A 26147-nucleotide genomic window follows, 5' to 3' on the forward strand; every position below is an offset into this window, starting at 1 on the left:
CGGGCCTCCCGGCCGTCGTCAGTTGCATTTGCAACCAAAACCGTCCGGACGGTACACTAACGGAGTCCTGACGGGGCGCGTGTCCATCCCGCGTCCCGTCTCGTCTGCCCCACGTACCACCCGCCGTCGACCTGGTCCGGCTCGAAGTCCCAGGAGTCCGCCGTGTCCGCACTGCTCACCAGCCCCGTCGCCACCCGCGTCACCGGCAGCCGCGCCCGACGGTTCCTCGCGCTCGCCGTGCTCATGCTGCCGGTCCTGCTCATCTCGGTCGACAACACCATCCTGAGCTTCGCGCTGCCGTCGATCAGCCGCGCGCTGAACCCGGACGCGACCACGCAGCTCTGGATCGTGGACGCGTACCCGCTGGTGCTCGCCGGTCTACTCGTCGTGATGGGCAGCATCGGTGACCGCATCGGCCGTCGGCGGATCCTGGTGATCGGCGCGACCGGCTTCGCGCTGTTCTCGGTGGCCGCGGCGTTCGCGACCGACGCGTGGATGCTCGTCGCGGCCCGGATCGCGATGGGCGTGTTCGGCGCGATGCTCATGCCCGCCACGCTCTCGATCATCCGCAACGTGTTCGTGGACGCGGGGGAGCGGCGGATGGCGCTCGCCGTCTGGTCGACGATGTTCGCGGCCGGCAACGCGCTCGGCCCGCTCGTCGGCGGCGCGCTGCTCGCGCACTTCCACTGGGGCAGCGTGTTCCTGGTCGCGGTGCCGATCCTCGTGCTCATGCTCGTCGGCGTGCCGTTCTGCGTGCCGGAGTCCCGCGACCCGATGCCCGGGCCGGTCGACCTGCCGAGCATGTTCCTGTCCCTCGGCGCGCTCGCACCGATCGCCTGGGCCATCAAGTCGGTCGTGCACCCCGAGGAGCGCGGCCTCGCGATCGCCATGCTCGCGGTCGGAGTCGTCTGCGGCATCGCGTTCGTCCGTCGGCAGCTGCGGTCCCGCACGCCGATGCTCGACCTGCGCCTGTTCCGCAGCACGGCCTTCACCGGCAGCGTGCTGATGAACCTGGCGGCGATGTTCTCGCTCACCGGGTTCCTGTTCTTCATCGCCCAGCACCTGCAGCTCGTGGCGGGGCTCGACCCGTTCGCGTCCGGCATTGTGCTCATCCCGGGGTCGGTCCTGACCATCGTCGCCGGGCTCGCGGTCGTGCCGATCGTGGCGCGTGTCGCCCCGCGCTGGGTCGTGTCGGTCGCGCTGCTGTTCTCGGCGGCGGCGTACGCCCTGGTCGCGGTCCTCGGACACCACGCCTCCATCGCCGCCCTGGCGTTCGCGTTCGTGCTGCTCGGCATCGGGATCGGGGCGTCCGAGACGGTGACGAACGACCTCATCATCTCGACGGCACCGGCGGACAAGGCGGGTGCGGCGTCGGCGATGTCCGAGACGGCGTACGAGATCGGTGCCGTGCTCGGCACCGCGGTCCTCGGCACGATCCTGGCCACGACCTACCGGGCGCACGTCGTGGTGCCCGACGGGTTGTCCTCGGCGGCGCACGTCGCGGCGCAGGAGACCCTCGGCGGCGCGGTCGCCGCGGCGGGGCAGCTCGGCGGCAGCGCCGGGCAGGTGCTGCTCGAGTCGGCGCGGGCGGCCTTCGACTCCGGCGTGACGATCACGGCGGGTGTCGCCGCGGTGCTCATGGTGGTGGCGGCCGCGGGTGCGCTCGTCATGCTCAAGCGCCGCTGAGCTCGCTGCGCTGCGCCGCGAGCGTCGCTGCGCTTCGTGAGCAGGAATGATCGGGTCGCCGTGCGTGACCCGACCATTCCTGCTCACGAAGTGCCCGCCACGGCGCGCCCGCCCACGCCCGAACCTGTGAATCGTTGACCTCAACCAGGGTTCAGGTCATACGTTGGGTGGCAGCCGCCGAGTGACGGCAGCCCCTCCCGAAGGAACGACCACGATCACCATGCCCGACGAAGCACCGGCAACCATCGCCGACGCGTACAAGTCCGCCTTCCGCGGGCACCCTGCCGGCGTCGCCGTCATCACGGCCGAAGGCCCCGACGGACCAACCGGCCTCACCGCCTCGAGCGTCGCGAGCGTCGCCGTCGACCCGCCCGTCCTCGTTTTCTCGCTCTCGACGAACTCCGGCTCGGCCGGGGTCGTGCTCGGTGCGCCGCTGTTCGTCGTGCACCTGGTCGACTCCCTCGGGGTCGCACTGGCGAAGCGCTTCGCCTCGACCGGCAGCCCGGCCGCCGACGACCCGATCTGGGGCACCCTGCCGTCCGGCGACCGCTACCTGCCGAGTGCGGCGAGTGCGCTCCGCTGCCGACCGCTGTCGACGACGCCCATCGGCAGCTCGACCGTCGTCGTGGCCGAGGTGCTCGACATCATCGTCGGTGCCGACCGCGGCGAGCCGCTGGTCTACCACAACCGGGAATTCCACTCCCTCACCGATCGTTCCCGGCTCTCGTGAGCCGCGGAGCCGCGTCCACAACCCACTGATCGAAAGGACCTCACATGGCTGAGTACACCCTGCCGGAACTGCCGTACGACTACGCCGCGCTCGAGCCGCACATCAGCGGCAAGATCATGCAGCTGCACCACGACAAGCACCACCAGGCCTACGTGACCGGTGCCAACACCGCGCTGCAGCAGCTCGGTGAGGCCCGTGAGTCCGGCAACTTCGGCGCGATCAACAAGCTCGAGAAGGACCTCGCGTTCCACCTCGGTGGTCACGTGAACCACTCGATCTTCTGGACCAACCTCGGCCCGGACACGAAGGTCCCCGAGGGCGAGCTCGCCGCGGCGATCGACGAGTTCTTCGGTTCGTTCGAGAAGTTCCAGGCACAGTTCGCCGCCGTCGCGAACGGCATCCAGGGCTCCGGCTGGTCCGTGCTGGCCTGGGACACCGTGGGCCAGAAGCTCACCACGTTCCAGCTCTTCGACCAGCAGGGCAACATCCCGTTCGGCCTCGTCCCGATCTTCATGCTCGACATGTGGGAGCACGCCTTCTACCTCGACTACCTGAACGTCAAGGCGGACTACGTCAAGGCCGTCTGGAACATCGTCGACTGGGAGAACGTCGCCGCTCGTTTCGAGAACGCGAAGTCGCAGCGGTTCGTCACGCTCTGATCCGCGTCGGCGGGTCACCACGGTGACCACCTGACGAACGGGAGGCACGGTGCCAGCTGGCACCGTGCCTCCCGTTCGTGGTCCGGGTCACGTTCCGGGCCGTGCGCCGTCGCCGTGTCCCGTCGCCGGGTACGCGAGCGGTCCGCGATCGCGTGGGTGCGTGCGCTCAGCGCACGCGGTCTGCGGCGGCCGTGCTGGCTGCCAGGTCGTGGGCGATGCGACGCAGTGCAGCGTCGGCGTCGGTGTGCGCGCCGTCGACGAGCGCGCCCCACTGGGCTCCGCGGGCGGCCATGACCGTGTGCTGGGCCGCGCGTTCGGCGAGGACGGGGTCGGCGCCGTGTGCTCGGCACCAGGCCCGGACGGCGGCGACCTGGCAGCGGTGCGCGCGGCGCTGCCGGTCACGCCCGTCGAGGGACTCGACCGACCCGAGTTCGAAGGTGAGCCGTGCGGCCAGCGCACGGTGCGGGTCGTCGAGCCCGCCGAAGGTCGCGACCAGGTGGTCGGCGAGGGCGTCCGTGTCGGCCGCGGGGTCGAGCGCGGGCGCTCGGTGCGAGGTCGCGAGGTGCTCGACGACGGAGTCGATCAGGGCGTCGCGGGAGCCGAAGTGGTAGACGACCGGGTAGGCGCTCGTCCCGAGCACGCGGCCGAGGCCCCGGACCGTGACGTCCTCGATCTTGGTCTCGACGAAGTGGTCGACGACCTTCTCGAGGATCGCGGGTTTGCGGGTGGGGTCGGGCTTCCTGGGCATGGCATCTCCGTCGTCGGGGCGGTGGTCGCGCGACCGCCCACATACTAGCAGCCGGTATATCAGTGACACCATTGGTCGTTGTGTGCGATCTCTCCGCGAAACCTCCGTTTTCACCGATAGAAACGGAGAAAAACTCGGCTCCGGGTAGACTGTTGCGGATGTCCATGCCGTACGAGGGCGCTCTGCCGCCGTCACGGCCCGACGGGACCCGCGCCGGACGGGTGGTCGCGGGCCGTCGTCGCGGCGCCGGAAAACGCTTCCTGGTCGTCGGCGACGTCCTGGACGGCGTCCTCGTGCACACCACCGCGCACCGGATCGGGGTGCACGACCCCGCTGCGGAGATCCGCCACCGGCCGACCGGTGCCGGTGGCAACACGGCCACGTGGCTCGGCTGGCTCGGGGCCGAGGTCGACGTCGTCGCCCGGGTCGGAGTCGACGACGTGTACCGCCACGAGCGCGCGCTCGAGGACGCCGGGGTCCGCGCCCACCTGCGCTACGACGCGATGACGTCCACCGGGGTCGTCGTCTCGGTCCGCAACGACCACGGTCGCACCGCGATGTCCGACCCCGCCGCGAGTGGGAAGATCAGCGCCGCCGACGTCCCGCCGTCGGTGGTCGCCCGCGCCGACATCGTGCACCTGACCGGCGCGGCCATGCTCGGCGGCGGTGCCGACCGGCTCGCCGACCTCGTGGCGTGCGCCCGGACGGGCCCGGCGCGCGTGGCGGTGGACCCCTCGTCGGTGGCGGTGATCGAGACGATCGGTGCCGACCGGTTCCTCGAGGCCCTGCGGGGCGTCGACGTGCTCTTCCCCGACCAGCACGAGGCGCTCGCCCTCGCCGGGGGAGACGACCTCGACGCCGCGGTGCGGCGGCTGACCGAGCACGTCCCGCTGGTCGTCGTCACGGCCGGGTCCGACGGCGCGCTCATCGGGCGCCGGGGCCGCAGCGTCCACCGGGTCCCAGCGACACCGGCGACCGTCGTCGACACCATCGGCGCCGGGGACGCCTTCGTCGCGGGGTTCGTCCGTGCGTGGGCGACGGATCCGGTCCGCGTCGGTGCGGCAGCCCGCGAGGGCACCCGGGTCGCCGCGCGGGCGCTCGGCTTCGTGGGCGGTCGACCGCCGGTCTGAGCTGACGGGTACCCGCGTGGTGCCGTCGGGTCAGCGCGCCGTCAGATCAGCGCTCCGACGGTTCAGCGACGACGTTCAGGGTCTGGACGCGCCCCGCGGCGGCGGGCGCGAGCCGGATCTCGACGCGCAGCCGCCCGCAGGTGCCGGGGAGCCACCAGCGCAGGTGCGACGGCGCCGCCGAGTACTCGGACACCGGTGCGGCACCGAGATCGGCACCGACGTCCGCGACGGCCTGCGCCACCGCCCGGCGCCGTCGGTCGTACGGCACGTCCATCGCCACGTTGGGCGTGCAGATCGCGTCCGCCAGGTCGTCGCGCCAGTCGGCCAGGAGGCGCGTCACGGCGGCCTGGGCGGCTCGCGTCGCGCGGGTGGTCGCCACCACCCCGGTGCTCGGTCCGGTCACGTCGGCGTCGGCTTCCGGCGCGTCGAATGTGTGGACCGTCAGCGCCGCGTCGAGCACGAGGTCGTGCGCCTGCTGCGCGGCCGCGGAGACCTTCGCCTGCGTGGCGTTCTCGAACGCGACGACCCCGAGGCCGTCGCGCACGGACCACCGCATGTGCGCGGAGAAGCCCGGGTAGCCGCCGGAGTGCGAGACGAGCTCGCCGAAGCGGTCGTCCTGCTCGACGAACAGCCCGAAGCCGTACGCCGTCGCGCGGGCCGAACCCGGGACGACGGACGACGGGACGACCCGCATCGCCTGCTGCATGAGCCGGCGGTCAGCGGGGGAGACCGGGCCGGGTTCCGGTGCGGCGGAGAACGCCGAACCGAGGTGTGTCGCCCAGCGCGCCAGGTCACGCACGGTCGAGAAGAGCCCGCCGATCGACGAGAAGGCGCCGGGGCCGGTCATCGGCAGGGGTTCCCAGTCGCCCTCGTGTCCGCGGACACCGGTGACCACGAAGCCGGTCGACTCGGCGGCGCTGAACACCGTGTCGGTGAGGCCGAGGGGACGGAGCACGATCTCACTGGCGGCAGCGGTGAAGGGCTGCCCCGTCACGGCGGCGACGACCCGGCCGAGCAGCGCGTAGCCGAGGTTCGAGTAGGCGAAGCATGTGCCGGGCAGCGAGTCGAACAGCAGGCCGCCGCGCAGGACCTCGTCGAGCTCGGCGTCCGAGATCGACTCCTGCCGGTCGGCCCAGGGGTCGTCGGTGGGGAACCCGGCCGACATCGTCAGCAGCATCCGCACCGTGGGGACCGGGGAGTCCGGGGTCGGCAGGGTGACGGCGCCGAAGGCCGGCACGAAGTCGGTGATCGGCGCGTCGAGGTCGAGTGCACCCCGGGCGACGAGGGTCAGCAGGGTCGCGGCGGTGACGCTCTTGGTGCAGGAGGCGATGCGGTACACGGTGTCGGCGTCCGGGCTCCGGCCGTCACCGCGGTCACCGTGCCCGCCGGACGCGACGAGGCCGGAGCGGTCGAACACGCCCCACACGCCGCTCGGCGCGATGCCCTGTTCGACGCGAGCACGGAACAGCTCGTCGACCTGGTCGACGACCGCAGCGATCGCGGGGTGCGACCCGGTCACGAGCGCCGCATCCGTTCGTAGGCGTCGAGCGCCCGCTGCCGCGACGCCTTCAGGTCGACCATCGGCTCGGGCCGCAGCTCGCCGGCGGGGACCCAGCGGTGGACGTACTCGCGGTGCGGGTCGAAGCGCTCGAGTTGCCGATCGGGGTTGAAGACGCGGAAGTACGGGGCGGCGTCGAAGCCGGAGCCCGCGACCCACTGCCAGTTCGCCGCGTTGTTGGCGGGGTCGGCGTCGACCAGGGTGTCCCAGAACCACTGCTCCCCGACGCGCCAGTCGACGAGCAGGTTCTTCACGAGGAAGCTGCCGGCGGCCAGCCGCACCCGGTTGTGCATGGCGCCGCTGTGCCACAGCTCGCGCATGCCCGCGTCGACCAGGTCGAAGCCGGTCAGGCCCTGCCGCCAGCGGTCGAGCTCGGCCGCTTCCGGATCACGCCACGGGAACGCGTCGAAGTTCCGACGGACGTTGACGGTGGCGATGTCGTCGCAGTGGAAGTACTCGTTCCAGTTGAACTCGCGCCACGCCAGCTGCCGGAGGAACGCGGCGGCGTTCTGGCGCTGCGCGGGCTCGAGCCGCTCGTGCAGGCGGTGCCACACCTGGTACGGGCTGATCTCGCCCCACCGCAGGAACGGCGACAGGCTGCTCGTGGCCTCCATCGCGGGCTCGTCGCGCTGGTCGTAGTCCTCGAGCGCGTGCTCGACGAAGTGCTCGAGCTGCTGCTGCGCGCCGTGCTCGCCCGGGGTCCAGGCGTCACGGAGGCCGCCGGCCCAGTCGGGCTTCGTCGGCAGCAGTGCCCAGTCGGCCAGCGCATCACCCGTGACGTCGGCCGGAGCGGGCAGGTCGTCGGGGTCGGGCAGGGGGTGGCGCGGTTCGGGCAGCGCCTGGACGGCGTTCCAGAACGGGGTGAAGACCTTGTACGGCTCGCCCTGCCCGGTGAGCACGGTCCACGGTTCCCAGAGCAGGTTCGCGGCGAAGCTGTGCGCCTCGACGCCACGGTCGTTCAGGGCCGCCTTGATGCCGGCGTCGACGTCACGCTCGACGGCGCCGTACCGACGGTTCCAGTACACGGCGTCGGCTCCGGTGTCGGCGACGAGCTGGTCGATCGCCGTCGCCGCGGCACCGCGCCGGAGGACCAGCCGGGAACCCCGCTCGCGCAGGTCGGCATCGAGGGCGGTCAGGGAGTGGTGCAGCCACCAGCGGCTCGCGGCACCGATCGGACGGAGCCCGGGGGACTGCTCGTCGAGGACGACCACCACCGTGACGTCGCCGCCGTGGTCGATCGCCGCACGGAGTGCCGGGTTGTCCGACAGCCGCAGGTCGTCACGGAGCCAGACGATCGCGCCGGTCACACCGTCGCCGCATCCGCAGCGGCCACCGGGCGGGTCGTCGATCGCCGACCCGGTGCCGTGCCGACCGCCAGCCGGAGCTTCGTGCAGAGCTCGGTGAGGGTGCGGAGTTCGGGGTCGGACAGCCCGGCGCCGACCTGCTGCGCGATGCTCGCCGCGTGCTGCACGGCGACCTGGCGGTAGACGTCGAAGCCGTGCGGGGTCAGTGCCACGATCACGCCGCGGGCGTCGGTGGGGTCCGGCTGCTTCTCGACGATGCCGCGGGCGAGCAGTCGGTCGACCAGGCGGCTGACGCTCGGCTGGGTGAGGAGCAGGTGCCCGGTGAGGTCGCGCATGCGGCAGCGGCGGCCGGGCTGGGTCGACAGGTTGAAGCAGACGTCGTACTCGTTGAACGAGATCTCGTCGCCGGGGAAGTCCGCGTTGAGACTCCGCATCACGGCGACCTGGGCGCGGAAGAGCGCTTCCCAGGCGGCGACGGCGGTCGCCTTCTCACTGCGGCGTGTCTCGCTCACGTTCGCGTTCCCTCCGGTCGTACGGTCTGACCACACTACCGACGGGGTCCGACAGGAGCCGGGCGACATGCACGAGGGCCGGCCGCCTGTCGGCAACCGGCCCTCTCCCTTGCACCAAGAGTTTCCTGCAATCACATTCCACAGGCGGTGCCACAGCAAACACCGTCTGCACCACCGACTGTATAACGAAGCGGTAACGGCGCGCCAGCCTCTCCGGGGCCGGTTCGCTGCGAGTTCACCAAGAGCAGCCGATCAGGCTCAGAAGAGGTCGGGCGACGGGGTCGACGCGTACCGCACGGCGACGTCCGCGTGCCGGTCGAAGCGGTAGCCGACGCCGCGCACGGTGCGGACGATCTCCTCGAACGCGCCGAGCTTGGAGCGGAGCCGACGCACGTGCACGTCGATTGTGCGCTCGTTCGGGGTCTCGTCCTCGCCGTCCGACCAGAGGCCGTCGATGATCGCGGACCGGTCGACGGTCTGGCCCTCGCGGAGGACCAGGAACTGCAGGAGCTCGAACTCCTTGTAGGTCAGTGGTGCCGCTTCGCCGTCGAGGGTCACGCGCTTCCGGGAGATGTCGATGACGACGCCGGTCTCCTCGGGCTCGGGCTTCTCGGCCTGCTTGCGGGCGGCCACCGCGGAGCGGTCCTGCAGGGCGAGGCGGACGACGTCGACGTCCCGGCCACCGGAGTGCTCGGCGGCGACGGCGACGGCCGCGTACGTCTCGGACGACGGGACGAGCTGCGCCGTGAGGGCCTTGAGCTGCTCGACCACCGCGGCCAGGGTCGTGCCCGCGGCGGCGGCCTTCGCTTCGTCGATGCCGACGTACAGGGCGAAGCCGCGGGCCTCGGTGCCCTCGGGGAGTGCACGGTTCCGCTGCGGTGCGACCACGGGGCTCGTCGGCACGGTGGCCGGTCCGGTCGCCGCCGGGGAGGCCGGGCGCGGACGGATCGGGGTGACGGTGCCGAGGTCGGTCGGGGCCGGTGCGGAGCGGAGCGCGGTGCGGGGCTGGGCGATGGTGAGCGACATGGTGGTTCTCCGGGCGGTGTGGCCGGTGCGCGGGTGGCGCGGCGGCCGGTGTCGAATGCGTCATCCCGGGTACGGCGGTACGCCGATGTGCCCTGCGGTCCTGCTGCGGACCGGGGCCGACCCGGGGGAACGGGAGACAGACCTCGTGACGTGGTGCGCGTCGCCGACGGTGTCCGTCACCCGGGGATCACGCGCTCGCGACGGGGGTGGTGTCGCGGGGGATCCGGCTGGAACGGGTGCCGATCAGGCACACATTCGACAACGCATGACCGGCATGGTCGGCATCATCACGCCGACGGTCCCCACTGCCCCTGCGGAGGAGCACGCCTCGGAGAGGACGCGGGTGGACACGGTTGCAGTCATGTGACGAGTATCTGCGGTATACCAACGCGGTGTCAACCGTCCGCGCGGACGGTGCGCTGGGCGCGACCGCACGGACGTCGAGCGCCACGCCCGTTCTTTCCCATTGCGCCCGCGATGGAAAGTGGAATCGGGCGTACCGGGTGGAAAGAACCGACCGGGTACGCCCGAACCGACCTGGTACGCCCGGAACGACCTGGTGCGCCCGGAACCGGCGGGTGCGGTGAGCGCGACCGCGCCACGACGGACAGGAGGCGCGGTGCCAGCTGGCACCGCGCCTCCTGTCCGTGACGTATCGGGTCTGCGCTACTCGGCCAGGCCGTAGAGCCGGTCGCCGGCGTCGCCGAGGCCCGGGACGATGTACCCGTTCTCGTCGAGCTTCTCGTCGAGCGCACCGAGGACGATCGAGACGTTGCGGTCGCCGACGGCCTGCTCGACCATGGCGAGCCCCTCGGGGGCGCCGAGGATGCACACGCACGTGATCTCCTGCGCACCGCGGGCGAACAGGAAGTCGATCGCGGCGGCGAGGGTGCCACCGGTTGCGAGCATCGGGTCGAGCACGAAGCACTGCCGCCCGGACAGGTCGTCGGGCAGGCGCTCGGCGTAGGTCTGCGGCTCGAGCGTCTCCTCGTTGCGGGCCATGCCGAGGAAGCCCACCTCGGCCGTCGGGACGAGCTTGACCATGCCCTCGAGCATGCCGAGCCCGGCGCGGAGGATCGGGACGACGAGCGGCCGCGGCTTGGCGATCGCGACGCCCATGGTGTGCGCCACCGGCGTGTCGATCGGCGTCGCCGTGACCCGGACGCCCCGCGTGGCCTCGTACGCGAGGAGCGTGACGAGCTCCTCGGTCAGGGCGCGGAACGTGGGGGAGGGCGTCGTACGGTCGCGGAGCACCGAGAGCTTGTGGGTGATGAGCGGGTGGTCGGCGACGTGGACTCGCATAGGGTCGAGCCTAGCGTGCCGTCGACCGTCAGGAGGTCCCGTGGAGGAGCCCGCAGCCCGCCCGTTCGTCCCGGCGATGGAGCGCGCGCTCGACGAGGCTCGACGGTGCCTGGAGACCGACGACGTCCCGGTCGGCGCCGTGGTGCTCGACCGCGACGGCGTCGTGGTCGCCACCGGCCGGAACGAGCGCGAGGCACGACAGGACCCGACGGCCCACGCCGAGGTCCTCGCGCTGCGTGCTGCAGCGGCGGTGACGGGGGACTGGCACCTCGAGGAGCACACGCTCGTGGTGACGCTCGAGCCCTGCCCGATGTGCGCCGGCGCCGTCATGGCCGCGCGGGTGCCACGGGTCGTGTTCGGCGCGTGGGACCCGAAGGCGGGCGCCAGCGGCAGCGTCTACGACATCGCCAGGGACCGCCGGCTGCCGCACCGCTCCGAGGTCATCGGCGGCGTGCTCGAGCAGGCGTGTGCCGAGTTGCTCGACGACTTCTTCAGTCCGCGGCGAGGATGACGATCGCCTCGGTCGGCGGCTGCGGCCCGGTGCGCAGCACGTCCGGTTCGACGTAGATCACCCGGGCGATCGGCACGGCGCTCCGGACCCGCTGCTCGACGGTGTCGATGCCGGCGGCGACGTCACCGAGCCGGCGGTCCCCGTCGACGGCGACCTTCACGCCGACCATCAGCTCGTCCGGTCCGAGGTACAGGGTCTTCAGGTGGATGATCGCGTCGACCTCGGGGCCGTCGAGCACCGCCTGCTTGATGCGCTCGACGTCGGCGGCGGTCGCGCCCTCGCCGACGAGCAGGCTCTTCGTCTCGATGCCGAGCACCACGGCGACCGCGATGAGCAGCGCCGCGATGAGCATGGTGCCGATCGCGTCGAACACCCCGTTGCCGGTGATCGCCGTCAGGCCGACGCCGAACAGGGCGAAGACCAGGCCGAGCAGGGCCGCGGTGTCCTCGAGCATCACGACGGGCAGCTCCGGGGCCTTCGCACGGCGGACGAACTGCACCCAGCTCTGCGAGCCCTTCTGCGGTCGGGCCTCGTTCAGGGCGGTGCGGAGCGAGAAGCCCTCGAGCCCGATGGCGATGACGAGCACCACGAGGGGGAGCCACCAGTTCTCGAGCGGGTGCGGGTGGGCGAGCTTCTCGATGCCCTCGTAGAGCGAGAACACACCGCCGACCGAGAACAGGATGATGGAGACGACGAACGCGTAGACGTAGCGTTCACGCCCGTAGCCGAACGGGTGCTCCTGGTCCGCCGCTCGCCGGGCCTTGCGGCCACCGAGCAGCAGGAGGAGCTGGTTCGCGGAGTCGGCCAGGGAGTGCACGCCCTCGGCCAGCATCGACGCCGATCCGCTGATCGCCGCCGCGATGAACTTCACGATCGCGATGCCGATGTTGGCACCGAGTGCGGCGAAGATCGCCTTCGTGCCTCCGGAAGCGCTCACAGCTGTCCCCTTCTCGTGGTCTGCGACACGATCCTAGGCGGGTGGCGTCGGTAGGGTCGGGAGCATGACGATCGACCTGCCCCGCACCGCCCTGCTCGGCGTCGGCTCCATGTCCGGCGCGGTCCTCGACGGCCTGCTCGCCGCGGGACTCGACCCGGCCACCGTGACCCTCACCACGAAGTCCGAGGCGTCCGCTGCTGCCCACCGGGAGCGCGGTCTCGACGCGACCGCGAGTGACACCGACCCCGACGCCAACCGGTCGGCCGTCCGTGGCGCGGCCCTCGTCGTCGTCGGCGTGAAGCCGTACATGATCGCGGACCTGCTCGACGAGGTCGCCGACGACCTGGAGCCCGGCGCCGTCCTGGTCAGCGTCGCCGTCGGCACCACCACCGCGAGCATGGAGACACGGGTGCCCGCCGGCGTCCGCGTCGTCCGTGCCCTGCCGAACACCCCGATCGGCGTCGGCCACGGCGTCACCGGCATCAGCGCGGGCACCTCGGCCGACGCCCAGGCCGTCGCACTGGCGTCGTCGGTGTTCACCGCCTCGGGCGAGGTCATCGAGGTGCCGGAGTCGCAGCTCGACGCGCTGTCCGCCGTGTCCGGTTCCGGTCCCGCCTACGTCTTCCTGCTGATCGAGCAGTGGCAGCGTGCCGCCGAGGAGCTCGGGTTCACCCACGAGCAGGCGGCGACGATGGTGCAGGGCACCGTCCGCGGCGCGGTCGAGCTGCTCGAGCGGTCGGGCCGTGAGCCCGCCGACCTGCGCCGCGCGGTGACGAGCCCGAAGGGCACGACGGAGCGGGCCGTCGCGGTGCTGCAGGACGCCGACCTGGCGGACACGCTGCTGCGCGCGTCGCGTGCCGCGATCGCGCGTGCCGAGGAGATCGCCGCGTCGTAGACGCAACCGCTGTGCGGACGGGAGGCCCGTGGCGACGCCGCCACGGGCCTCCTGTCCGTCCGCTGGTCGTTACTCGTACGCGGCGAAGCGCTCCAGGTCGGTCTCGGAACCCGAGACGATGATGACGTCGTCCTCACCGATGACGCTGTCCGGCGTCGCCGGCACGAACGGGCTGCCGGGCGGCTTGATGCCGAGCACGGTCAGGCCGAAGCGGGTGCGGATCACGGTGGTGGCGAGGTCCTTGCCGCGGACCGCGCGCGGCGGGAACATCTTGACCACGGCGAAGTCGTCGTCGAACTCGATGAAGTCGAGCATCCGGCCGGAGACCAGGTGTGCCGTGCGCTCGCCGGCCTCGCGCTCGGGGTAGACGACGTGGTTCGCGCCGATGCGGGACAGGATCGTGCCGTGCGAGCGGCTGATCGCCTTCGCCCAGATCTGCGGGACGCCGAGGTCGACCAGGTTCGCCGTGATCAGGACGCTCGACTCCAGGTCGCTGCCCGTGCCGACGACGGCGATGGCGAAGTCCTGCGCGCCGATCTGCCGGAGCGCGTCGATGTCGGTCGCGTCCGCCTGCACCGCGTGGGTGACCCGGTCGGACCACTTCTGCACCAGTCCGGCGTCGGTGTCGACGACGAGCACCTCGCGGTCCTGGCGCTCGAGCTGGCCGGCGGTGGCGGCCCCGAAGCGCCCGAGCCCGATGACCAGGACGGGGGCGTCGTGACTGATGGCACCGTGCTGGTGCGACGAACGGGTGCGGTCAGCCAACGATCGGCCTCTCCTCGGGACGGCGGAACAGTTGCCGGCTCTGGCTGGCGGCCAGGGCAGCGGCGATGGTCACTGTACCGACCCGGCCGAGGAACATGGTGGCGGCGAGCACGTACTTGCCCGGTTCCGGCAGGTCCGCGGACACGCCGGAGGACAGTCCACTGGTCGAGAACGCCGAGATCACCTCGAACAGCACCCGGTCGAGCGAGTCGTCGGTGATCTGCAGGAGCACCACGGTCGCGACGGCCACGATCGTCGCTCCCCAGAGCACGATGGCCACCGCGACCCGCAGGACGTCGCTCGGGATCCGGCGACCGAAGGCCTCCATGCTCTGGCGACCGCGGGCCTCGGCGACCGCGGCCAGGAACAGCACCGCGAGGGTCGTCACCTTGATGCCGCCGGCCGTCGAGGCGGATCCGCCACCGATGAACATGAGCATGTCCGTGACGAGCAGGCTCGAGCCGTTGAGCTGGTCGAAGTCGACGAGCGAGAAGCCTCCCGAGCGGGTCATCGTCGACAGGAAGAGCGCCTGGAACGCGGTGCGCCCGGCTCCTTCCTCGCCGAAGGTCGTCGGGTTCGACGCCTCGAGTGCGGTGTAGACGACCGCACCGCCGAGGAGCAGGATCGCGCTCGTCGCCAGGGTGAGCTTGACGTGGATCGGCCAGCGCCGCGGGGTGCGCAGCTGCTTCGTCAGGGCACGGATCACCGGGAACCCGATGGACCCCGCCACGACACCGATCATCAGCAGCGTCAGGAACCAGTAGTCGTGGGCGAACGGGTCCAGGCCATCGGCGTTCGGCGAGAACCCGGTGTTCGTGAAGGCCATCGCCGCGTAGTAGAAGGAGTCGCCGACCGCTGTCCAGAACGGGATGCCGGCGATGAGCACCGACGGCAGGAGCAGCAGGCCGAGGACGATCTCGATCGACAGCGTGCTCACCGCCACCGTCGCGAGCAGGGTGCCGACCTCGCCGAGCCGGACGGCCTGGCCCTCGGGCACGGCGCCGTGGTGGGTGCGGAGCGGGTTCGAGTCGCCGGCCGCCATGAGCTTGGCGCGCAGGCCGAGCTTGCGGGTGACGAACAGGCCGAGGATCGACGCGAAGGTCAGGACACCGACGGCGCCGATCTGGGTGCCGATGACCACCAGGACCTTGCCGAACACCGACCAGTGCGTCGCCATGTCGACCGTGGACAACCCGGTGACGCAGACCACCGACGCCGCGGTGAACAGGGCGTCCGCGAAGTGGGTGCTGCTGCGGTCCGCGGTGGCCCACGGCGTCATGAAGAGCACCGTGAACAGGAAGATCAGCGCGATGAACACCACGATCGCCAGTCGGGACGGCGACGAGCGCAGCACCGTCGCGATCCGGCTCGCTCGCCGTCGGCCGACGCTCACGTGGTGCGGGATCGGCTCGGTTCGGTCGAGCATGCGTATGCCTCCGAGGACATGGGCCGGGACGGTTCGTCATGGTACATCCGTGGTGCCCCGGCTAGCCTTGCCCCATGGCCGACATCTTCTCCGTCGTGGCGGACCCGACCCGGCGCGAGCTGCTCGGCACGCTGTTGTCCGCCTACGGATCGGACGTCACCGGCGGCGAGCTCAGCGTCGGCCAGCTCGTCGAACGCCTCGGGGTCAGCCAGCCCACGGTGTCGAAGCACCTGCGCGTCCTGCGCGACATCGGGCTCGTCACCAGTCGCGAAGAGGGGCAGCACCGCTACTACCGGCTCGACCCGGAGCCGCTCGTGCACCTGGAGGACTGGGTCCTGCCGTTCACGGGCGCGGTCGACGCCGACGGCACCCCGGCCACCACTGCGTGGACGCCGGACGGCCAGCCGGTGTCGATCCGCCGGAACGGCACGGCCGGCAAGGCGACCGTCGAGGTGGGCACCGAGCTCGGTCGTGTGATGGCCGAGGCGTCGTACCGGGCGACCGCGGCGATCTCCGGCGCGCAGCAGGGCTGGGAGCGCGTCGTCGACCGCAGCCGCAAGCGCTTCACCCGCCGGGGCGACGAGGACTGAGCCCTGCCGCTCGGGCTTCCGAGGACGGGGCGGCGCCGGTGCACGCGGCGCGGACTGATCCTGGACACCGGGTCGCACACGCCTCTACAGTTGCCACTGACCACACAGGTCACACCACTCCCGTGCGCAGCGCGCGTGCGAGCCCCGAAGGCGGACCATGACCGGCAGTTTCGACGACGTGCGCTTCCTCACCGTCGCTGAGGTCGCCGAGATGATGCGCGTCTCGAAGATGACCGTGTACCGGATGGTGCACGCCGGTGAGCTCCCCGCCATCCGCTTCGGCCGTTCCTTCCGCGTCCCCGAGTCAGCCGTCGCCGACGTGCTGCGCGGTGGCGTGGCGGACGTCGGCTGAGCGCGCGTTCGACATCCCAGCGGGCAGCCGGTAGACTCGGGCAGGTTGATTTTCCGCGGTCTCTTCGGCCCGGTGTCCGTACATCAGCATCAGTCCGAGCGAGGTCCACATGGGTTCTGTCATCAAGAAGCGTCGTAAGCGCATGGCGAAGAAGAAGCACCGCAAGCTCCTTCGCAAGACGCGTCACCAGCGACGCAACAAGAAGTAGACCCTCACAGGTCTGCGCAGGTCGGAGGACCTGCACGAGAAGCCCCGGTTCGCCGGGGCTTTCGCGTTCCCGGACTACGCTGGGACCATGCCCGCAGTGACGTTCCTGACGAAGCCCGGATGCCACCTCTGCGACGACGCCCGACCCGTGGTCGAACGCGTCGTCGCCGACCACCCGGGGGTGACCCTGCAGGAACGCTCGATCCTCGACGACGACGCCCTCCGCCAGGAGTACGCGGAGGACATCCCCGTCGTGCTGATCGACGGGCGCGTCCACAGCAACTGGCACGTCGACGCCGACCGGCTCGCACGTGCGCTCGAGAAGGCCGAGGCCCGCGCATGATCTCCCACGTCGTCTCCTGGTCCCTGCGGACCGACCTCGACCGCGCCGCGTCGATCGCCCGCATCCGCGAACTCCTGACCGGTCTGGTCGGCACCGTCGAGTCGATCCGGTCGCTCGAGGTCGTCGAGAACGTCGCCTACCCGGACAAGAACCACGACGTCGCCGTGGTCGCCAGCTTCGACGACCTCGCCGGACTCGACGCGTACCAGGTGCACCCGGAGCACCAGGCCGCGGCAGCGGAGATCCGCGAACTGGTCACGGCGCGGGCCGCCATCGACTGGCAGAGCTGAGCCGGGCCTCCCGTCCCGCCCCCGGCGCTGCGTGCGCTGCGTGCGCTGCGTGCGTCCAGTGAGCAGAAAGGTCGCCTCCGATTTCCGGAGGCGACCTTTTCTGCTCACTCGCTGGTGACTACGGGGTCAGGCGCGTCGGGCCGCGGAACAGGTACGTGACCTCGCGGATCGACGGCTCACCGAGCATCAGCATCAGCACGCGTGCGAGGCCCATACCGAAGCCGCCGTGCGGCGGGACGCCGTAGCGGAAGAAGTCGAGGTACCAGCCGAGCTCCTCCGGGTCGAGGCCCTTCTCGACGGCCTGCGCCTCGAGCACGTCGACGCGGTGCTCACGCTGGGCACCCGTGGAGATCTCGGCACCGTTGAAGATGAGGTCGTAGCTGTTGGTGACCGACGGGTCGCCGGGCTTCCGCATGTGGTAGTACGGCCGGATCGAGGCGTCGTACTCCGTGACGAACACGAACTCGGAGCCGTGGTGCTCCTTCGCCCAGGCGGCGACGCGGCGCTCGCCCTCGGGGTCCAGGTCACCGTCGGCGCGGACGACGTCGTAGCCGCTGTCGGCGACGATCTTGCGCGCCTCGGCCAGGGTCACGCGGGGGAACGGCGTCGCGGGGACCTGCAGCTCGAAGCCGAAGACCTCCGCGATGTCCTTGCCGTACTTCTCCTTGACGGCGGTGATGCCGGCGACCAGGACCTCTTCGTGCATCGCCATGACGTCCTCGTGGGACTCGATCCACGAGAACTCGGCGTCGACGCTGGTGAACTCGGTGGCGTGGCGGCTCGTGAAGGACGGGTCGGCGCGGAAGGCGTCCGCGATCTCGAACACGGCACCGAAGCCGGCCGGCTGCGCCATCTGCTTGAAGTTCTGCGGCGACTGGGCCAGGTAGGCGGTCGTCTCGAAGTACTCCAGCTGGAACAGCTCGGCGCGCGATTCGGACGCCGACGCCATGAGCTTCGGGGTGTGGATCTCGATGTAGTCGCGGTCGACCCAGTACGTGCGGAACGCGTGCTCCAGCGTCGTCTGGATGCGGAAGATCAGGTTCTGCTTGCGGTTGCGCAGGTCGAGGAAGCGCCAGTCGAGACGCTTGTCGAGCGACGAGTCGTCGGCGATCGGGGTCTCCGGGATCGCGGCGCTCACCACCTGCAGCGCACTGATCTTGACCTCGAGCCCGCCGAGCTTCACGCGCTCGTCGTGCTTCAGCGTGCCGGTGACGTGCACGAAGGTGCCGTGCGCCAGGCCGGAGATCTCGTTGGTGGTCGCGAGGGCGGACTGTGCGGCGCCGTCGCCGTCCTCGGCCTCGCGCGTCGCCGGGTTCACGAGCTGGACGGCGCCGGTCTCGTCGCGAAGCACGACGAACTGCACCTTCTTCTGGTCTCGGACGGTCTCGACCCATCCGGCCACGGAGACGGGACCGTCGGGGAGGGCTGCCAGGTCGGCGATGCGGGTGCGTTCGATCACGGTGGTCGAGTCTAACCGCCTGCGTCCGGGGGCGTGGGCGGCAGGGTTCTTCCCTCCACAGGGCCGCCTGGGTCCGGTGTTCTCCACCGATGGCCGGGAGGCCCGTGGCGGGGTGCGTGGACTCCGTAGCGTTCTCGACGTGGCCGGGTCGCGGGCCGAGAGGGGGGCCGGGTGGGGACGGGGACGGGGGAGCTCGCGACCTGGCCGCCTGCGGCGGTCGCGGTGGTGGTGGCTGCGCTCTGCACGGCGGCGTTCACGCTGCTCGTGGCGGTCGTCGGTGGGCTGTGGGCGGTCATCCGGTGGCGGCGGGACGTCGCGCGGGAACAGCGCGACCGGGCTTGGTCACGATTCGTCTGGGTGGTCGACCACGTCACAGACGCGGACGTGGGTCGTGTCGAGATCGGGAGACTCGTCGCAGGAGCGATGTACAACATGCAGGTTCTTCGCGAGGCCGACGAGGTCATCGGCAAGCTCGTGCTGGAACTGGTGACGGAAGAGGAGCAGACGTGACGCAACGGGACCCGGTGAAGGCCTTGTTCGTGCGGCGGGACGAGGAGTGGAAGGCGAATGTGCGCAAACGGCACTGGTTCCGGCCATGGCGAGCACGTCGGGTGATCGCCGAACACGATCGGCTGCGGGAGATGATGGAGGAGATGGCCGAGGCGAAGCGGGAACGGAGTCGCCTCATCGCGGCTGGCGTGCTCGAGGGCTCAGGGGAGCGACGCGCGGAGTGATCCGAGCGTGCCGATGAACTCCTCGGCCATGCCGGCCCGCTCGACGAGCTTGGCGTGGCGGGCGCGGGCGTCCTCGAGGTACGCGTCGAGGCGGGCCGCCAGCGCTGGTTCGTCCTCGGGGTCCTTCGTCGCGAGGGCGTCGACCACGCGGAGCAGCTCGGCCATCTCGTCGAGCGTGAACCCGAGCGGCTTCATCCGGCGGATCACGAGCAACCGTTCGAGGTCCTGCGCCGTGTAGACCCGGAAGCCGCCGGTGGTGCGGCCGCTCGGCACGAGCAGCCCGACCTCGTCGTAGTGCCGGATCGTGCGCAGGGACATGCCGGCGCGGTCGGCGAGCTCGCCGATGTGCATCGTGTCGGGGGCGTCGCTGGTGCTCACGGCGTACGACTCTACCCTCACGTGAGGGTAGAGTTCCGATCGATGTCCGTGATCACACACGCGCCGACGGCCCCGAGCGTCCTCGCCGCCCTCCGCTCGCCCCGCATGCTCACCCGAGAGGTCCTGGCCGGCATCGTCACCGCGCTGGCCCTCATCCCCGAGGCGATCTCGTTCTCCGTCGTCGCCGGGGTCGATCCCGCGGTCGGCCTGTTCTCGAGCGTCGTCATCGCGATCGTGATCTCGATCGTCGGTGGTCGCCCCGCGATGATCTCCGCCGCAGCCGGCTCGGTGGCGCTCGTCATCGCCCCGCTCGTCCGGGAGCACGGGATCGAGTACCTGGTGCCCGCGATCGTCCTGGGCGGCGTGTTCCAGCTCGTGCTCGGGTTCCTCGGGGTGGCACGGCTGATGCGCTTCATCCCGCGCAGCGTCAACGTCGCGTTCGTGAACGCCCTGGCCATCCTCATCTTCACCGCCCAGCTGCCGAACCTGCTCGGCGACGACGTGCCGTTCATCGTCTGGCCGCTGACGGCGCTCGGCATCGCGATCATCGTCGGCTTCCCGTTCCTGACGAAGGCGATCCCCGCACCGCTCATCGCGGTCGTCGTCGTCACCGGCATCACGATGGTGTTCAGCGTCGCCGTGCCGACGGTGGGCGACGAGGGCGAACTGCCGACGGCGCTCCCGGGCTTCGGCGGGATCACGACGCCGTTCACCTTCGAGACGCTGCAGATCATCGCTCCGTACGCGTTCGGTGTCGCGATCGTCGGGCTGATCGAGACACTGCTCACCGCGCAGCTCGTCGACTCCATCACGGAGACGGGCTCGAGCAAGTGGCGCGAGTCGTGGGGCCAGGGCGTCGCGAACATCGCGTCCGCCTTCTTCGGTGGGACCGGCGGCTGCGCGATGATCGGCCAGACGGTGATCAACGTGAAGACCGCGGGTGCCCGGACCCGCGTCTCGACCTTCGCGGCCGGTGTCTCGGTGCTGGTCCTGACGATCGTGCTCCACGACCTCGTGGCCCAGATCCCGATGGCGGCACTGACGGCGGTCATGCTCATGGTCTGCGTCGCGACGTTCGACTGGCACAGCATCCGACCGCGCACCCTCCGACGGATGCCGCTCGGCGAGACCGCGGTCATGCTCGTCACCGTCGTGGTGGTCGTCGTGACCGAGAACCTCGCGACCGGGGTGCTCGTCGGTGTGGTCGTGGCGGCCCTGGTCTTCGCCCGACGGGTGGCGCACGTGGTGACCGTGGTGCGCGAGCCGGTCGACGACCGCACCGTGCGGTACCGGGTCCGCGGGGCGTTGTTCTTCGCCTCGTCGAACGACCTCGTCACACGGTTCTCGTACGCCGAGGACCCGGAACACGTGATCATCGACCTGGCCGACGCCCACGTGTTCGACGCGTCCACGGTCGCGGCGCTCGACGGGGTCGAACAGCGGTTCGCGAAGCACGGGTCGACCGTCGAGGTGGTGAACCTCGACACGGGGTCGATCGCGCTGCACGGGCGGCTCTCCGGTGAGCTCGGCGGCTGAGTGCTTCCGCATCCGGTGAATCACCTGAGGGGGCGGTGGGAACCGCGGGCGACCTACACTGGAACCCATGCCCGCGACCCGTCTCCACCTCGTCCGGCACGGAGAGGTGCACAACCCGGGCCGCGTCCTCTACGGCCGGCTCCCGGGCTTCGGGCTGAGTGAACTCGGCACGCGGATGGCGCAGGCCTCCGCGACCGCCTGGAAGGACGCCGGCATTGACGTGCGTCGGATCGTGGCGTCCCCGCTGCAGCGCACGCAGGAGTCCGCCGCACCCTGGTCGGCCGCCTACGGGCTCGACGTGACGCTCGACGAGCGCCTGATCGAACCGACGAACCGCTACGAGGGGCAGCCCCCCGGGTTCACGAAGCGCTCGCTCGGCCGCCCGGCGGAGTGGCCGTGGATCGTGAACCCGCTGCGTCCCAGCTGGGGCGAGGCGTACGAGTCGATCGCCAACCGCATGCTCGCGGCGATGACCACGGCGTGGGAGAGCGTGGACGAGGGCGACGTCGTCCTGGTCAGCCACCAGCTGCCGATCTGGATGGTCCACCGGAAGCTCGCGGGGGAGCCCCTGTGGCACGACCCGCGCAAGCGCCGCTGTGACCTGTCGAGCATCACCACCGTCGAACGTGTGCCCGCCACGTCGACCGGTCGGTTCACCGAGGTCGGGTACGCGGACCCCGCGCAGGAACTGCGCGCGACCGCCGTCGACGAAGGAGCAGTGTGAACAGCACGAAGCGTGCGCGCGTCATCAGCAAGCGGTTCGCGGTCCTCGCAGCGACGACCGTCGCCGCCGTGCTCGTCCTGTCCGGCTGCTCGTCGGACAGCGGCGGCATCGCGAAGCAGTACGGCAACGGCACGACCCAGAACTACATCTCCGGTGACGGTGCCGTGACCGAGGTCTCCGCGAAGGACCGCACCGACCCGGTCACCTTCCGGGCCGAGGACTCGAACGGTGACACGGTCTCGTCGAAGGACCTCCGCGGCAAGGTCGTCGTCCTGAACTTCTGGTACGCCAGCTGCCCCCCGTGCCGTGCCGAGGCGAAGTACCTCAACAAGGTGCACGACGAGTACGCCGACGCCGACGACGTCGCGTTCATCGGTGTCAACGTCCGCGACGAAGCAGCGACCGCGGCCGCCTTCGAGCGCACCTTCGACGTGCAGTACCCGACGGTCCTCGACCAGCGCACGGGCACGATGCAGCTCGCGATGTCCGGGCAGATCGCACCGAACGCGGTGCCGGCCACGATCGTCCTCGACACGAAGGGCCGCGTGGCCGCCCGGGTCCTCGGCGCGATCGACGGCACGAGCATCCTGCAGACCCTGGTCAGCGACGAGCTCGACGCCGGCAAGGCCTCCTGACCCGTGACCTCCAACCCCTTCGCCGACGCGATCCTGAGCGGCCAGATGGCCGTGGCGCTGCCCGTGGCGGCGCTCGCCGGGCTCGTGTCGTTCCTGTCCCCGTGCGTGCTGCCGCTGGTGCCGGGGTACCTCGGGTACGTCGGCGGTGTCGCCGAGGGCGGGCAGCGTCGGGGTCGTGTGGTGCTCGGCGTGCTGCTGTTCATCGCCGGGTTCACCGCGGTGTTCGTGGCGTACACGACGGTGTTCGGCGCGCTCGGCTTCTGGCTCGTGCGGTGGCGCGACCTCATCACGCAGATCCTCGGGGTCGTCGTGATCGCGATGGGCCTGGTGTTCGTCGGTCGGTTCACCTTCCTGCAGCGCACCATCAAGCCCAGCTGGACCCCGGCCACCGGGCTCCTCGGCGCCCCCCTGCTCGGCATCGTGTTCGGCCTCGGCTGGACCCCGTGCCTCGGCCCGACCCTGGCGGCCATCAATCTGCTCAGCGTCCAGTCGGGCAGCGCCTGGCAGGGCATGTGGCTCGGGGTGGCGTACTGCCTCGGGCTCGGCATCCCGTTCGTCCTCGTCGCCCTCGGCGCCGGCTGGGCCACGGGGGCCATCGCGGCGGTGAAGCGTCACATGCGCACCGTCAACATCATCGGAGGAGCGATCCTGATCGTCATCGGTCTGCTCATGGTCACCGGTATCTGGTCGGCCGTCATGTCGAGCGTCGGGGCGGTGATCCAGAGCTTTGTCCCCGCGGTCTGACCTGAACGAGCACATCCCGACGGGCGCAGGCGACGGAGCCGACAGCGCCTCCGACCCGCAGCGACCGTCCGACCACGTCGACGGCTCCGGCCCGACCGACGGCGGCATCAACCAGCCGAAGCTCGGCTTCGTCGGGTACCTCCGGTTCTTCTGGCGGCAGCTGACGAGCATGCGCACGGCGCTGTTCCTGCTCATGCTGCTCGCCCTCGCGGCGATCCCGGGCTCGCTCGTCCCACAGCGCACCGCCGACCCGAACGGCGTCGTGCAGTACAAGGCGGACCACCCGCAGCTCTACCCGGTCCTCGACAAGCTGCAGGTCTTCGACACCTACACCTCGGTGTGGTTCTCCGCGATCTACCTGCTGCTCTTCATCTCGCTCATCGGCTGCATCGTGCCCCGCACGAAGCACCACTGGCAGGCACTGCGGACCCGTCCGCCGAAGACCCCCGCGCGTCTGACGCGACTGGCGGGCTTCCGCACCGTGGCGGTGCGGCCGGACGCGATGATCGACGGGACGACCGGGATCGACGCGACCACGGGCCTCCCGTCCGCCGAGCACGCGGTGACGCGCGCGATGGCGATCCTGAAGCGGTCCGGGTACCGCGTCGAGCGGTTCGGCGACTCTGTGAGCGCGGAGCGCGGCTACCTGCGCGAGACCGGCAACCTGGTGTTCCACGCCGCCCTCGTCGGGGTGCTCCTGGCAGTCGGCGTCGGTGGCGGCTTCGGCTTCACCGGACAGCGCCTGCTGGTGGAGGGCCAGACCTTCTCCAACGTGCTCGGCTCCTACGACTCGTTCAACCCCGGGCGCTGGTTCCAGCAGACCGACCTCAAGGGCTACAACCTCCGGCTCGACAAGTTCGTGACGAAGTACGAGGAGCGCAACCTCGACGCCCTCGGGCAGGCGCTCGACTACTCGGCCACGGTCACGAGCACCGAGAAGGGCGGCGAGCCGAAGACCAGCCGTCTCGGCGTGAACGATCCGCTGCACGTCGGCGGCACGAACGTCTACCTGCTCGGCAACGGCTACGCGATGCAGGTCACGGTGCGCGACGGCGACGGCTACGTGGCCTTCAAGGACGTCGTGCCGTTCCTGCCGGAGGACGCGAACTACACCTCCACCGGCGTCATCAAGGTGCCGGACGCGAAGCCGGACCAGCTCGGCATGGTCGGGTTCTTCTACCCCACGGCATCGAAGCTCGCGAGCGGCGCCTACTCGAGTGCCTACCCGGACACCCAGAACCCGCTGCTGACGCTGCAGGTCTACACGGGCGACCTCGGGCTCGACAGCGGAGTCCCGCAGAGCGTGTACACGCTCAGCACCAAGGGGCTCGACCAGATCGCCGGTCGGCAGTCGGACACCGCGAGCATCGCGCTGAAGCCCGGCCAGACGAAGAAGCTCCCGGAGGGCGCCGGGTCGATCACGTTCGACGGCGTCAAGCGGTACGTCTCCCTCGACGTGCACCACGATCCCTCGCAGCTCTGGGTGGGCGGGTTCGCCCTGCTCTCCACCCTCGGCCTGCTCACCTCGCTGTTCGTCCCGCGCCGTCGCGTCTGGGTGAAGGTCGTCCCGCGCACGGACACGGCGGGCGGCGAGTACGACCTCGAGTACGCCGGACTCGCACGCGGCGAGGACCCGAACCTCGAACGGGCCGTCGCGGACATCGCACAGCGTCACACGTCGGACCTCGGAGTTAGGATGCCCCAGTGAACGACATGACCACGAACCTCGCGACCTACTCGGTCGTGCTCACGTACTCCGCGATGGCGGTGTACGTGGTCGCGTTCATCTCGTTCGCCCTCGACATGGCCAAACGCTCCGGCGACGTCACGGCCGCCGCGAAGAACGCGGGCGCCGACGACAGCTCTGCCGACGCGGCCAGCGCTGCGGCAGCACCCGGCGCGAAGACGGTCGCGACCGTCCGCGGCGGCACCGTCGTGCTCGAGCAGGTCGCCGCACCGCCGTCAGGCGGTTCCGCCGGCCGCGGCACGAAGTTCGAGCGCGTCGGCATGGCGATGACGATCCTCGCGCTCGTCCTGCACGTCGCCTCGGTCGTCCTCCGCGGCATCGCGGCCGACCGTGTGCCGTGGGGCAACATGTTCGAGTTCTCGCTGACCGGCACGGCGCTGATCACGCTGATCTTCCTGCTCGTGCAGTTCTGGCAGAACCTGAAGTTCCTCGGTGTCTTCATCACGGGCCTGACGATCATCCTGCTCGGCATCGCGACCGTGAACTACTGGGTCCCCGTCGTCCCGCTGCAGCCGGCCCTGCAGTCGTACTGGCTGGTCATCCACGTGTTCGTGGCGATCGCCGGCACCGGGTTCTTCGCGCTCGGCGCGGGGCTCGCGGTGGCGCAGCTCGTGCAGACGTACCGCCAGGGCCGCACGGCCTCCGGCAAGCTCCGCTTCATGGCGACGCTGCCCGACGCCGACCGGCTCGAGGTCCTGACCTACCGCGTCCTGCTCGTCGGCTTCGTCCTCTGGACGTTCACGCTCATCGCCGGTGCGATCTGGGCCGAGCGCGCCTGGGGCCGCTACTGGGGCTGGGACACGAAAGAGGTCTGGACCTTCATCATCTGGGTCGTCTACGCGGGCTACATCCACGCTCGTGCGACCCGTGGCTGGCGCGGTGCGCGGTCGTCCTGGCTGGCCCTCATCGGCTTCGCTGCGGTGATGTTCAACTTCTCGGTCGTGAACGTCTTCTTCAAGGGCCTGCACAGCTACTCGGGTCTGTGAGTCACGCGGGTCGCTGACGCGGCCCTGGTCGCGATCACGACCGGACGGGAGGCACGGTGCCAGCTGGCACCGTGCCTCCCGTCCGTCGTCCGGGGTACGTCGAGAGCCGCGACCGGTCCGGCGGACCCCGCCAGCGGTCACGACATGCCGTGTGCGGAGCGGCGTGGTCGCACAAACCGTCGTTCCGGGGCCGTCCGAACGACGGAACGGGTGACCTCGGCGAACGCGAGTGG

The 26147-nt window shown here is 70.8% G+C and carries 30 protein-coding genes; 19 read left to right on the top strand and 11 right to left on the bottom strand.

The features are described from left to right. Positions 1 to 162 precede the first annotated feature (162 nt). From DEJ12_RS05935 to DEJ12_RS05945, 3 genes are all read left to right on the top strand, one after another. A complete protein-coding gene (locus DEJ12_RS05935; RefSeq protein WP_111022220.1) occupies positions 163 to 1686 on the top strand; it encodes an MFS transporter in 1524 nt (507 codons plus the stop codon). A gap of 220 nt (positions 1687 to 1906) precedes the next feature. Then, positions 1907 to 2416 (top strand): flavin reductase family protein, encoded by a 510-nt coding sequence (locus DEJ12_RS05940; RefSeq protein WP_027466322.1) that lies wholly within the window; start codon positions 1907 to 1909, stop codon positions 2414 to 2416. A gap of 44 nt (positions 2417 to 2460) precedes the next feature. Next, on the top strand, positions 2461 to 3075 hold the full coding sequence (locus DEJ12_RS05945) for a superoxide dismutase (RefSeq protein WP_027466323.1): 615 nt from the start codon (positions 2461 to 2463) through the stop codon (positions 3073 to 3075). 166 nt (positions 3076 to 3241) lie between these two features. Here DEJ12_RS05945 and DEJ12_RS05950 read toward each other — a convergent pair whose 3' ends face one another. Further along, positions 3242 to 3823 (bottom strand): TetR/AcrR family transcriptional regulator, encoded by a 582-nt coding sequence (locus DEJ12_RS05950; RefSeq protein WP_071406286.1) that lies wholly within the window; start codon positions 3821 to 3823, stop codon positions 3242 to 3244. A 158-nt stretch (positions 3824 to 3981) separates the two neighbouring features. Between DEJ12_RS05950 and DEJ12_RS05955 the strand changes: the two genes are divergently transcribed. After that, the gene (locus DEJ12_RS05955; RefSeq protein WP_111029364.1) at positions 3982 to 4953 is read left to right on the top strand and encodes a carbohydrate kinase family protein; all 972 of its coding nucleotides are present in this window, start codon (positions 3982 to 3984) and stop codon (positions 4951 to 4953) included. A 46-nt stretch (positions 4954 to 4999) separates the two neighbouring features. Here DEJ12_RS05955 and DEJ12_RS05960 read toward each other — a convergent pair whose 3' ends face one another. The 5 genes from DEJ12_RS05960 to upp form a co-directional block, all read right to left on the bottom strand. Then, on the bottom strand, positions 5000 to 6472 hold the full coding sequence (locus DEJ12_RS05960; RefSeq protein ID WP_181433081.1) for a serine hydrolase: 1473 nt from the start codon (positions 6470 to 6472) through the stop codon (positions 5000 to 5002). After that, positions 6469 to 7818 (bottom strand): deoxyribodipyrimidine photo-lyase, encoded by a 1350-nt coding sequence (locus DEJ12_RS05965; RefSeq protein WP_111029366.1) that lies wholly within the window; start codon positions 7816 to 7818, stop codon positions 6469 to 6471. The genes DEJ12_RS05960 and DEJ12_RS05965 overlap by 4 nt, the downstream gene beginning before the upstream one ends. Further along, on the bottom strand, positions 7815 to 8327 hold the full coding sequence (locus DEJ12_RS05970) for a MarR family winged helix-turn-helix transcriptional regulator (protein WP_181433080.1): 513 nt from the start codon (positions 8325 to 8327) through the stop codon (positions 7815 to 7817). The genes DEJ12_RS05965 and DEJ12_RS05970 overlap by 4 nt, the downstream gene beginning before the upstream one ends. 258 nt (positions 8328 to 8585) lie before the next feature. Continuing rightward, positions 8586 to 9353 carry a winged helix-turn-helix domain-containing protein gene (locus DEJ12_RS05975; protein WP_111029368.1) on the bottom strand — a complete coding sequence of 256 codons (768 nt, stop codon included), beginning with the start codon at positions 9351 to 9353 and terminating at the stop codon, positions 8586 to 8588. 666 nt (positions 9354 to 10019) lie between these two features. Beyond that, on the bottom strand, positions 10020 to 10655 hold the full coding sequence (upp, locus tag DEJ12_RS05980) for a uracil phosphoribosyltransferase (RefSeq protein WP_071406290.1): 636 nt from the start codon (positions 10653 to 10655) through the stop codon (positions 10020 to 10022). Between the two features lie 76 nt (positions 10656 to 10731). On the opposite strand from upp, the gene DEJ12_RS05985 reads away from it, so the two are divergent. Continuing rightward, a complete protein-coding gene (locus DEJ12_RS05985) occupies positions 10732 to 11166 on the top strand; it encodes a nucleoside deaminase (RefSeq protein ID WP_071247896.1) in 435 nt (144 codons plus the stop codon). On the opposite strand, the gene DEJ12_RS05990 is transcribed toward DEJ12_RS05985, so the two are convergent. Further along, positions 11147 to 12103, bottom strand: coding sequence for a cation diffusion facilitator family transporter (locus DEJ12_RS05990; RefSeq protein ID WP_111029369.1), 957 nt, complete (start codon positions 12101 to 12103; stop codon positions 11147 to 11149). The two genes, DEJ12_RS05985 and DEJ12_RS05990, sit on opposite strands and share 20 nt — an antisense overlap. A gap of 64 nt (positions 12104 to 12167) precedes the next feature. Between DEJ12_RS05990 and proC the strand changes: the two genes are divergently transcribed. Further along, a complete protein-coding gene (gene proC / locus DEJ12_RS05995) occupies positions 12168 to 12998 on the top strand; it encodes a pyrroline-5-carboxylate reductase (RefSeq protein WP_111029370.1) in 831 nt (276 codons plus the stop codon). 69 nt (positions 12999 to 13067) lie between these two features. On the opposite strand, the gene DEJ12_RS06000 is transcribed toward proC, so the two are convergent. Then, a complete protein-coding gene (locus tag DEJ12_RS06000) occupies positions 13068 to 13763 on the bottom strand; it encodes a TrkA family potassium uptake protein (RefSeq protein WP_217499818.1) in 696 nt (231 codons plus the stop codon). After that, entirely contained in the window at positions 13756 to 15189 is a 1434-nt protein-coding gene (locus tag DEJ12_RS06005; protein ID WP_071406293.1) for a TrkH family potassium uptake protein, read from the bottom strand. The genes DEJ12_RS06000 and DEJ12_RS06005 overlap by 8 nt, the downstream gene beginning before the upstream one ends. A 74-nt stretch (positions 15190 to 15263) precedes the next feature. On the opposite strand from DEJ12_RS06005, the gene DEJ12_RS06010 reads away from it, so the two are divergent. From DEJ12_RS06010 to DEJ12_RS06030, 5 genes are all read left to right on the top strand, one after another. Further along, positions 15264 to 15779 (top strand): helix-turn-helix transcriptional regulator, encoded by a 516-nt coding sequence (locus DEJ12_RS06010; protein ID WP_051596885.1) that lies wholly within the window; start codon positions 15264 to 15266, stop codon positions 15777 to 15779. A 157-nt stretch (positions 15780 to 15936) separates the two neighbouring features. Next, the gene (locus tag DEJ12_RS06015; protein ID WP_017888579.1) at positions 15937 to 16131 is read left to right on the top strand and encodes a helix-turn-helix domain-containing protein; all 195 of its coding nucleotides are present in this window, start codon (positions 15937 to 15939) and stop codon (positions 16129 to 16131) included. 109 nt (positions 16132 to 16240) lie between these two features. Continuing rightward, positions 16241 to 16339 carry a 30S ribosomal protein bS22 gene (locus DEJ12_RS06020; RefSeq protein WP_003792170.1) on the top strand — a complete coding sequence of 33 codons (99 nt, stop codon included), beginning with the start codon at positions 16241 to 16243 and terminating at the stop codon, positions 16337 to 16339. An 87-nt stretch (positions 16340 to 16426) separates the two neighbouring features. Further along, on the top strand, positions 16427 to 16681 hold the full coding sequence (locus DEJ12_RS06025) for a glutaredoxin family protein (protein ID WP_071247435.1): 255 nt from the start codon (positions 16427 to 16429) through the stop codon (positions 16679 to 16681). Beyond that, positions 16678 to 16971: a Dabb family protein gene (locus tag DEJ12_RS06030; RefSeq protein WP_111029371.1), complete on the top strand. Its 294-nt coding sequence runs from the start codon at positions 16678 to 16680 to the stop codon at positions 16969 to 16971. The genes DEJ12_RS06025 and DEJ12_RS06030 overlap by 4 nt, the downstream gene beginning before the upstream one ends. 118 nt (positions 16972 to 17089) lie before the next feature. Here DEJ12_RS06030 and aspS read toward each other — a convergent pair whose 3' ends face one another. Then, positions 17090 to 18430, bottom strand: coding sequence for an aspartate--tRNA(Asn) ligase (gene aspS, locus DEJ12_RS06035; RefSeq protein WP_111029372.1), 1341 nt, complete (start codon positions 18428 to 18430; stop codon positions 17090 to 17092). Between the two features lie 171 nt (positions 18431 to 18601). Between aspS and DEJ12_RS06040 the strand changes: the two genes are divergently transcribed. Together DEJ12_RS06040 and DEJ12_RS17810 are read left to right on the top strand one after the other, a co-directional pair. Further along, positions 18602 to 18940 (top strand): hypothetical protein, encoded by a 339-nt coding sequence (locus tag DEJ12_RS06040; RefSeq protein WP_111029373.1) that lies wholly within the window; start codon positions 18602 to 18604, stop codon positions 18938 to 18940. Continuing rightward, positions 18937 to 19164, top strand: coding sequence for a hypothetical protein (locus tag DEJ12_RS17810; protein ID WP_128780976.1), 228 nt, complete (start codon positions 18937 to 18939; stop codon positions 19162 to 19164). The genes DEJ12_RS06040 and DEJ12_RS17810 overlap by 4 nt, the downstream gene beginning before the upstream one ends. Here DEJ12_RS17810 and DEJ12_RS06045 read toward each other — a convergent pair. After that, positions 19141 to 19515, bottom strand: coding sequence for a MerR family transcriptional regulator (locus DEJ12_RS06045; RefSeq protein ID WP_071247893.1), 375 nt, complete (start codon positions 19513 to 19515; stop codon positions 19141 to 19143). The two genes, DEJ12_RS17810 and DEJ12_RS06045, sit on opposite strands and share 24 nt — an antisense overlap. A gap of 69 nt (positions 19516 to 19584) precedes the next feature. On the opposite strand from DEJ12_RS06045, the gene DEJ12_RS06050 reads away from it, so the two are divergent. The 6 genes from DEJ12_RS06050 (at position 19585) to ccsB (ending at position 25914) form a co-directional block, all read left to right on the top strand. After that, on the top strand, positions 19585 to 21078 hold the full coding sequence (locus tag DEJ12_RS06050; RefSeq protein WP_111029374.1) for a SulP family inorganic anion transporter: 1494 nt from the start codon (positions 19585 to 19587) through the stop codon (positions 21076 to 21078). A gap of 67 nt (positions 21079 to 21145) precedes the next feature. Then, a complete protein-coding gene (locus tag DEJ12_RS06055; protein ID WP_111029375.1) occupies positions 21146 to 21802 on the top strand; it encodes a histidine phosphatase family protein in 657 nt (218 codons plus the stop codon). After that, positions 21799 to 22437 (top strand): TlpA disulfide reductase family protein, encoded by a 639-nt coding sequence (locus DEJ12_RS06060; RefSeq protein ID WP_258370551.1) that lies wholly within the window; start codon positions 21799 to 21801, stop codon positions 22435 to 22437. Before DEJ12_RS06055 ends, DEJ12_RS06060 begins: the two co-directional genes overlap by 4 nt. 45 nt (positions 22438 to 22482) lie before the next feature. Then, a complete protein-coding gene (locus tag DEJ12_RS06065; RefSeq protein ID WP_071247888.1) occupies positions 22483 to 23181 on the top strand; it encodes a cytochrome c biogenesis CcdA family protein in 699 nt (232 codons plus the stop codon). After that, positions 23165 to 24889 carry a cytochrome c biogenesis protein ResB gene (locus DEJ12_RS06070; RefSeq protein WP_258370550.1) on the top strand — a complete coding sequence of 575 codons (1725 nt, stop codon included), beginning with the start codon at positions 23165 to 23167 and terminating at the stop codon, positions 24887 to 24889. The genes DEJ12_RS06065 and DEJ12_RS06070 overlap by 17 nt, the downstream gene beginning before the upstream one ends. A gap of 5 nt (positions 24890 to 24894) precedes the next feature. Beyond that, the gene (gene ccsB / locus DEJ12_RS06075; RefSeq protein WP_110863489.1) at positions 24895 to 25914 is read left to right on the top strand and encodes a c-type cytochrome biogenesis protein CcsB; all 1020 of its coding nucleotides are present in this window, start codon (positions 24895 to 24897) and stop codon (positions 25912 to 25914) included. Positions 25915 to 26147: the final 233 nt, after the last annotated feature.

Origin of the sequence: Curtobacterium sp. MCLR17_059, assembly GCF_003234665.1 — a bacterium.
Taxonomy (GTDB): Bacteria; Actinomycetota; Actinomycetes; order Actinomycetales; family Microbacteriaceae; genus Curtobacterium; species Curtobacterium flaccumfaciens.

Bases quoted from the DNA above. Each gene is read 5' to 3' on its own strand.
- DEJ12_RS06055 (WP_111029375.1), top strand. From the start codon at position 21,146: ATGCCCGCGACCCGTCTCCACCTCGTCCGGCACGGAGAGGTGCACAAC.
- DEJ12_RS06020 (WP_003792170.1), top strand. From the start codon at position 16,241: ATGGGTTCTGTCATCAAGAAGCGTCGTAAGCGCATGGCGAAGAAGAAG.
- DEJ12_RS05940 (WP_027466322.1), top strand. From the start codon at position 1,907: ATGCCCGACGAAGCACCGGCAACCATCGCCGACGCGTACAAGTCCGCC.
- DEJ12_RS05945 (WP_027466323.1), top strand. From the start codon at position 2,461: ATGGCTGAGTACACCCTGCCGGAACTGCCGTACGACTACGCCGCGCTC.
- DEJ12_RS06010 (WP_051596885.1), top strand. From the start codon at position 15,264: ATGGCCGACATCTTCTCCGTCGTGGCGGACCCGACCCGGCGCGAGCTG.
- DEJ12_RS06050 (WP_111029374.1), top strand. From the start codon at position 19,585: ATGTCCGTGATCACACACGCGCCGACGGCCCCGAGCGTCCTCGCCGCC.
- DEJ12_RS06005 (WP_071406293.1), bottom strand. From the start codon at position 15,189: ATGCTCGACCGAACCGAGCCGATCCCGCACCACGTGAGCGTCGGCCGA.
- DEJ12_RS06030 (WP_111029371.1), top strand. From the start codon at position 16,678: ATGATCTCCCACGTCGTCTCCTGGTCCCTGCGGACCGACCTCGACCGC.
- proC (WP_111029370.1), top strand. From the start codon at position 12,168: ATGACGATCGACCTGCCCCGCACCGCCCTGCTCGGCGTCGGCTCCATG.
- DEJ12_RS05950 (WP_071406286.1), bottom strand. From the start codon at position 3,823: ATGCCCAGGAAGCCCGACCCCACCCGCAAACCCGCGATCCTCGAGAAG.
- upp (WP_071406290.1), bottom strand. From the start codon at position 10,655: ATGCGAGTCCACGTCGCCGACCACCCGCTCATCACCCACAAGCTCTCG.
- DEJ12_RS06065 (WP_071247888.1), top strand. From the start codon at position 22,483: ATGGCCGTGGCGCTGCCCGTGGCGGCGCTCGCCGGGCTCGTGTCGTTC.
- DEJ12_RS06025 (WP_071247435.1), top strand. From the start codon at position 16,427: ATGCCCGCAGTGACGTTCCTGACGAAGCCCGGATGCCACCTCTGCGAC.
- ccsB (WP_110863489.1), top strand. From the start codon at position 24,895: ATGACCACGAACCTCGCGACCTACTCGGTCGTGCTCACGTACTCCGCG.
- DEJ12_RS05955 (WP_111029364.1), top strand. From the start codon at position 3,982: ATGTCCATGCCGTACGAGGGCGCTCTGCCGCCGTCACGGCCCGACGGG.
- DEJ12_RS06045 (WP_071247893.1), bottom strand. From the start codon at position 19,515: ATGCACATCGGCGAGCTCGCCGACCGCGCCGGCATGTCCCTGCGCACG.
- DEJ12_RS06015 (WP_017888579.1), top strand. From the start codon at position 15,937: ATGACCGGCAGTTTCGACGACGTGCGCTTCCTCACCGTCGCTGAGGTC.
- DEJ12_RS05985 (WP_071247896.1), top strand. From the start codon at position 10,732: ATGGAGCGCGCGCTCGACGAGGCTCGACGGTGCCTGGAGACCGACGAC.
- DEJ12_RS05975 (WP_111029368.1), bottom strand. From the start codon at position 9,353: ATGTCGCTCACCATCGCCCAGCCCCGCACCGCGCTCCGCTCCGCACCG.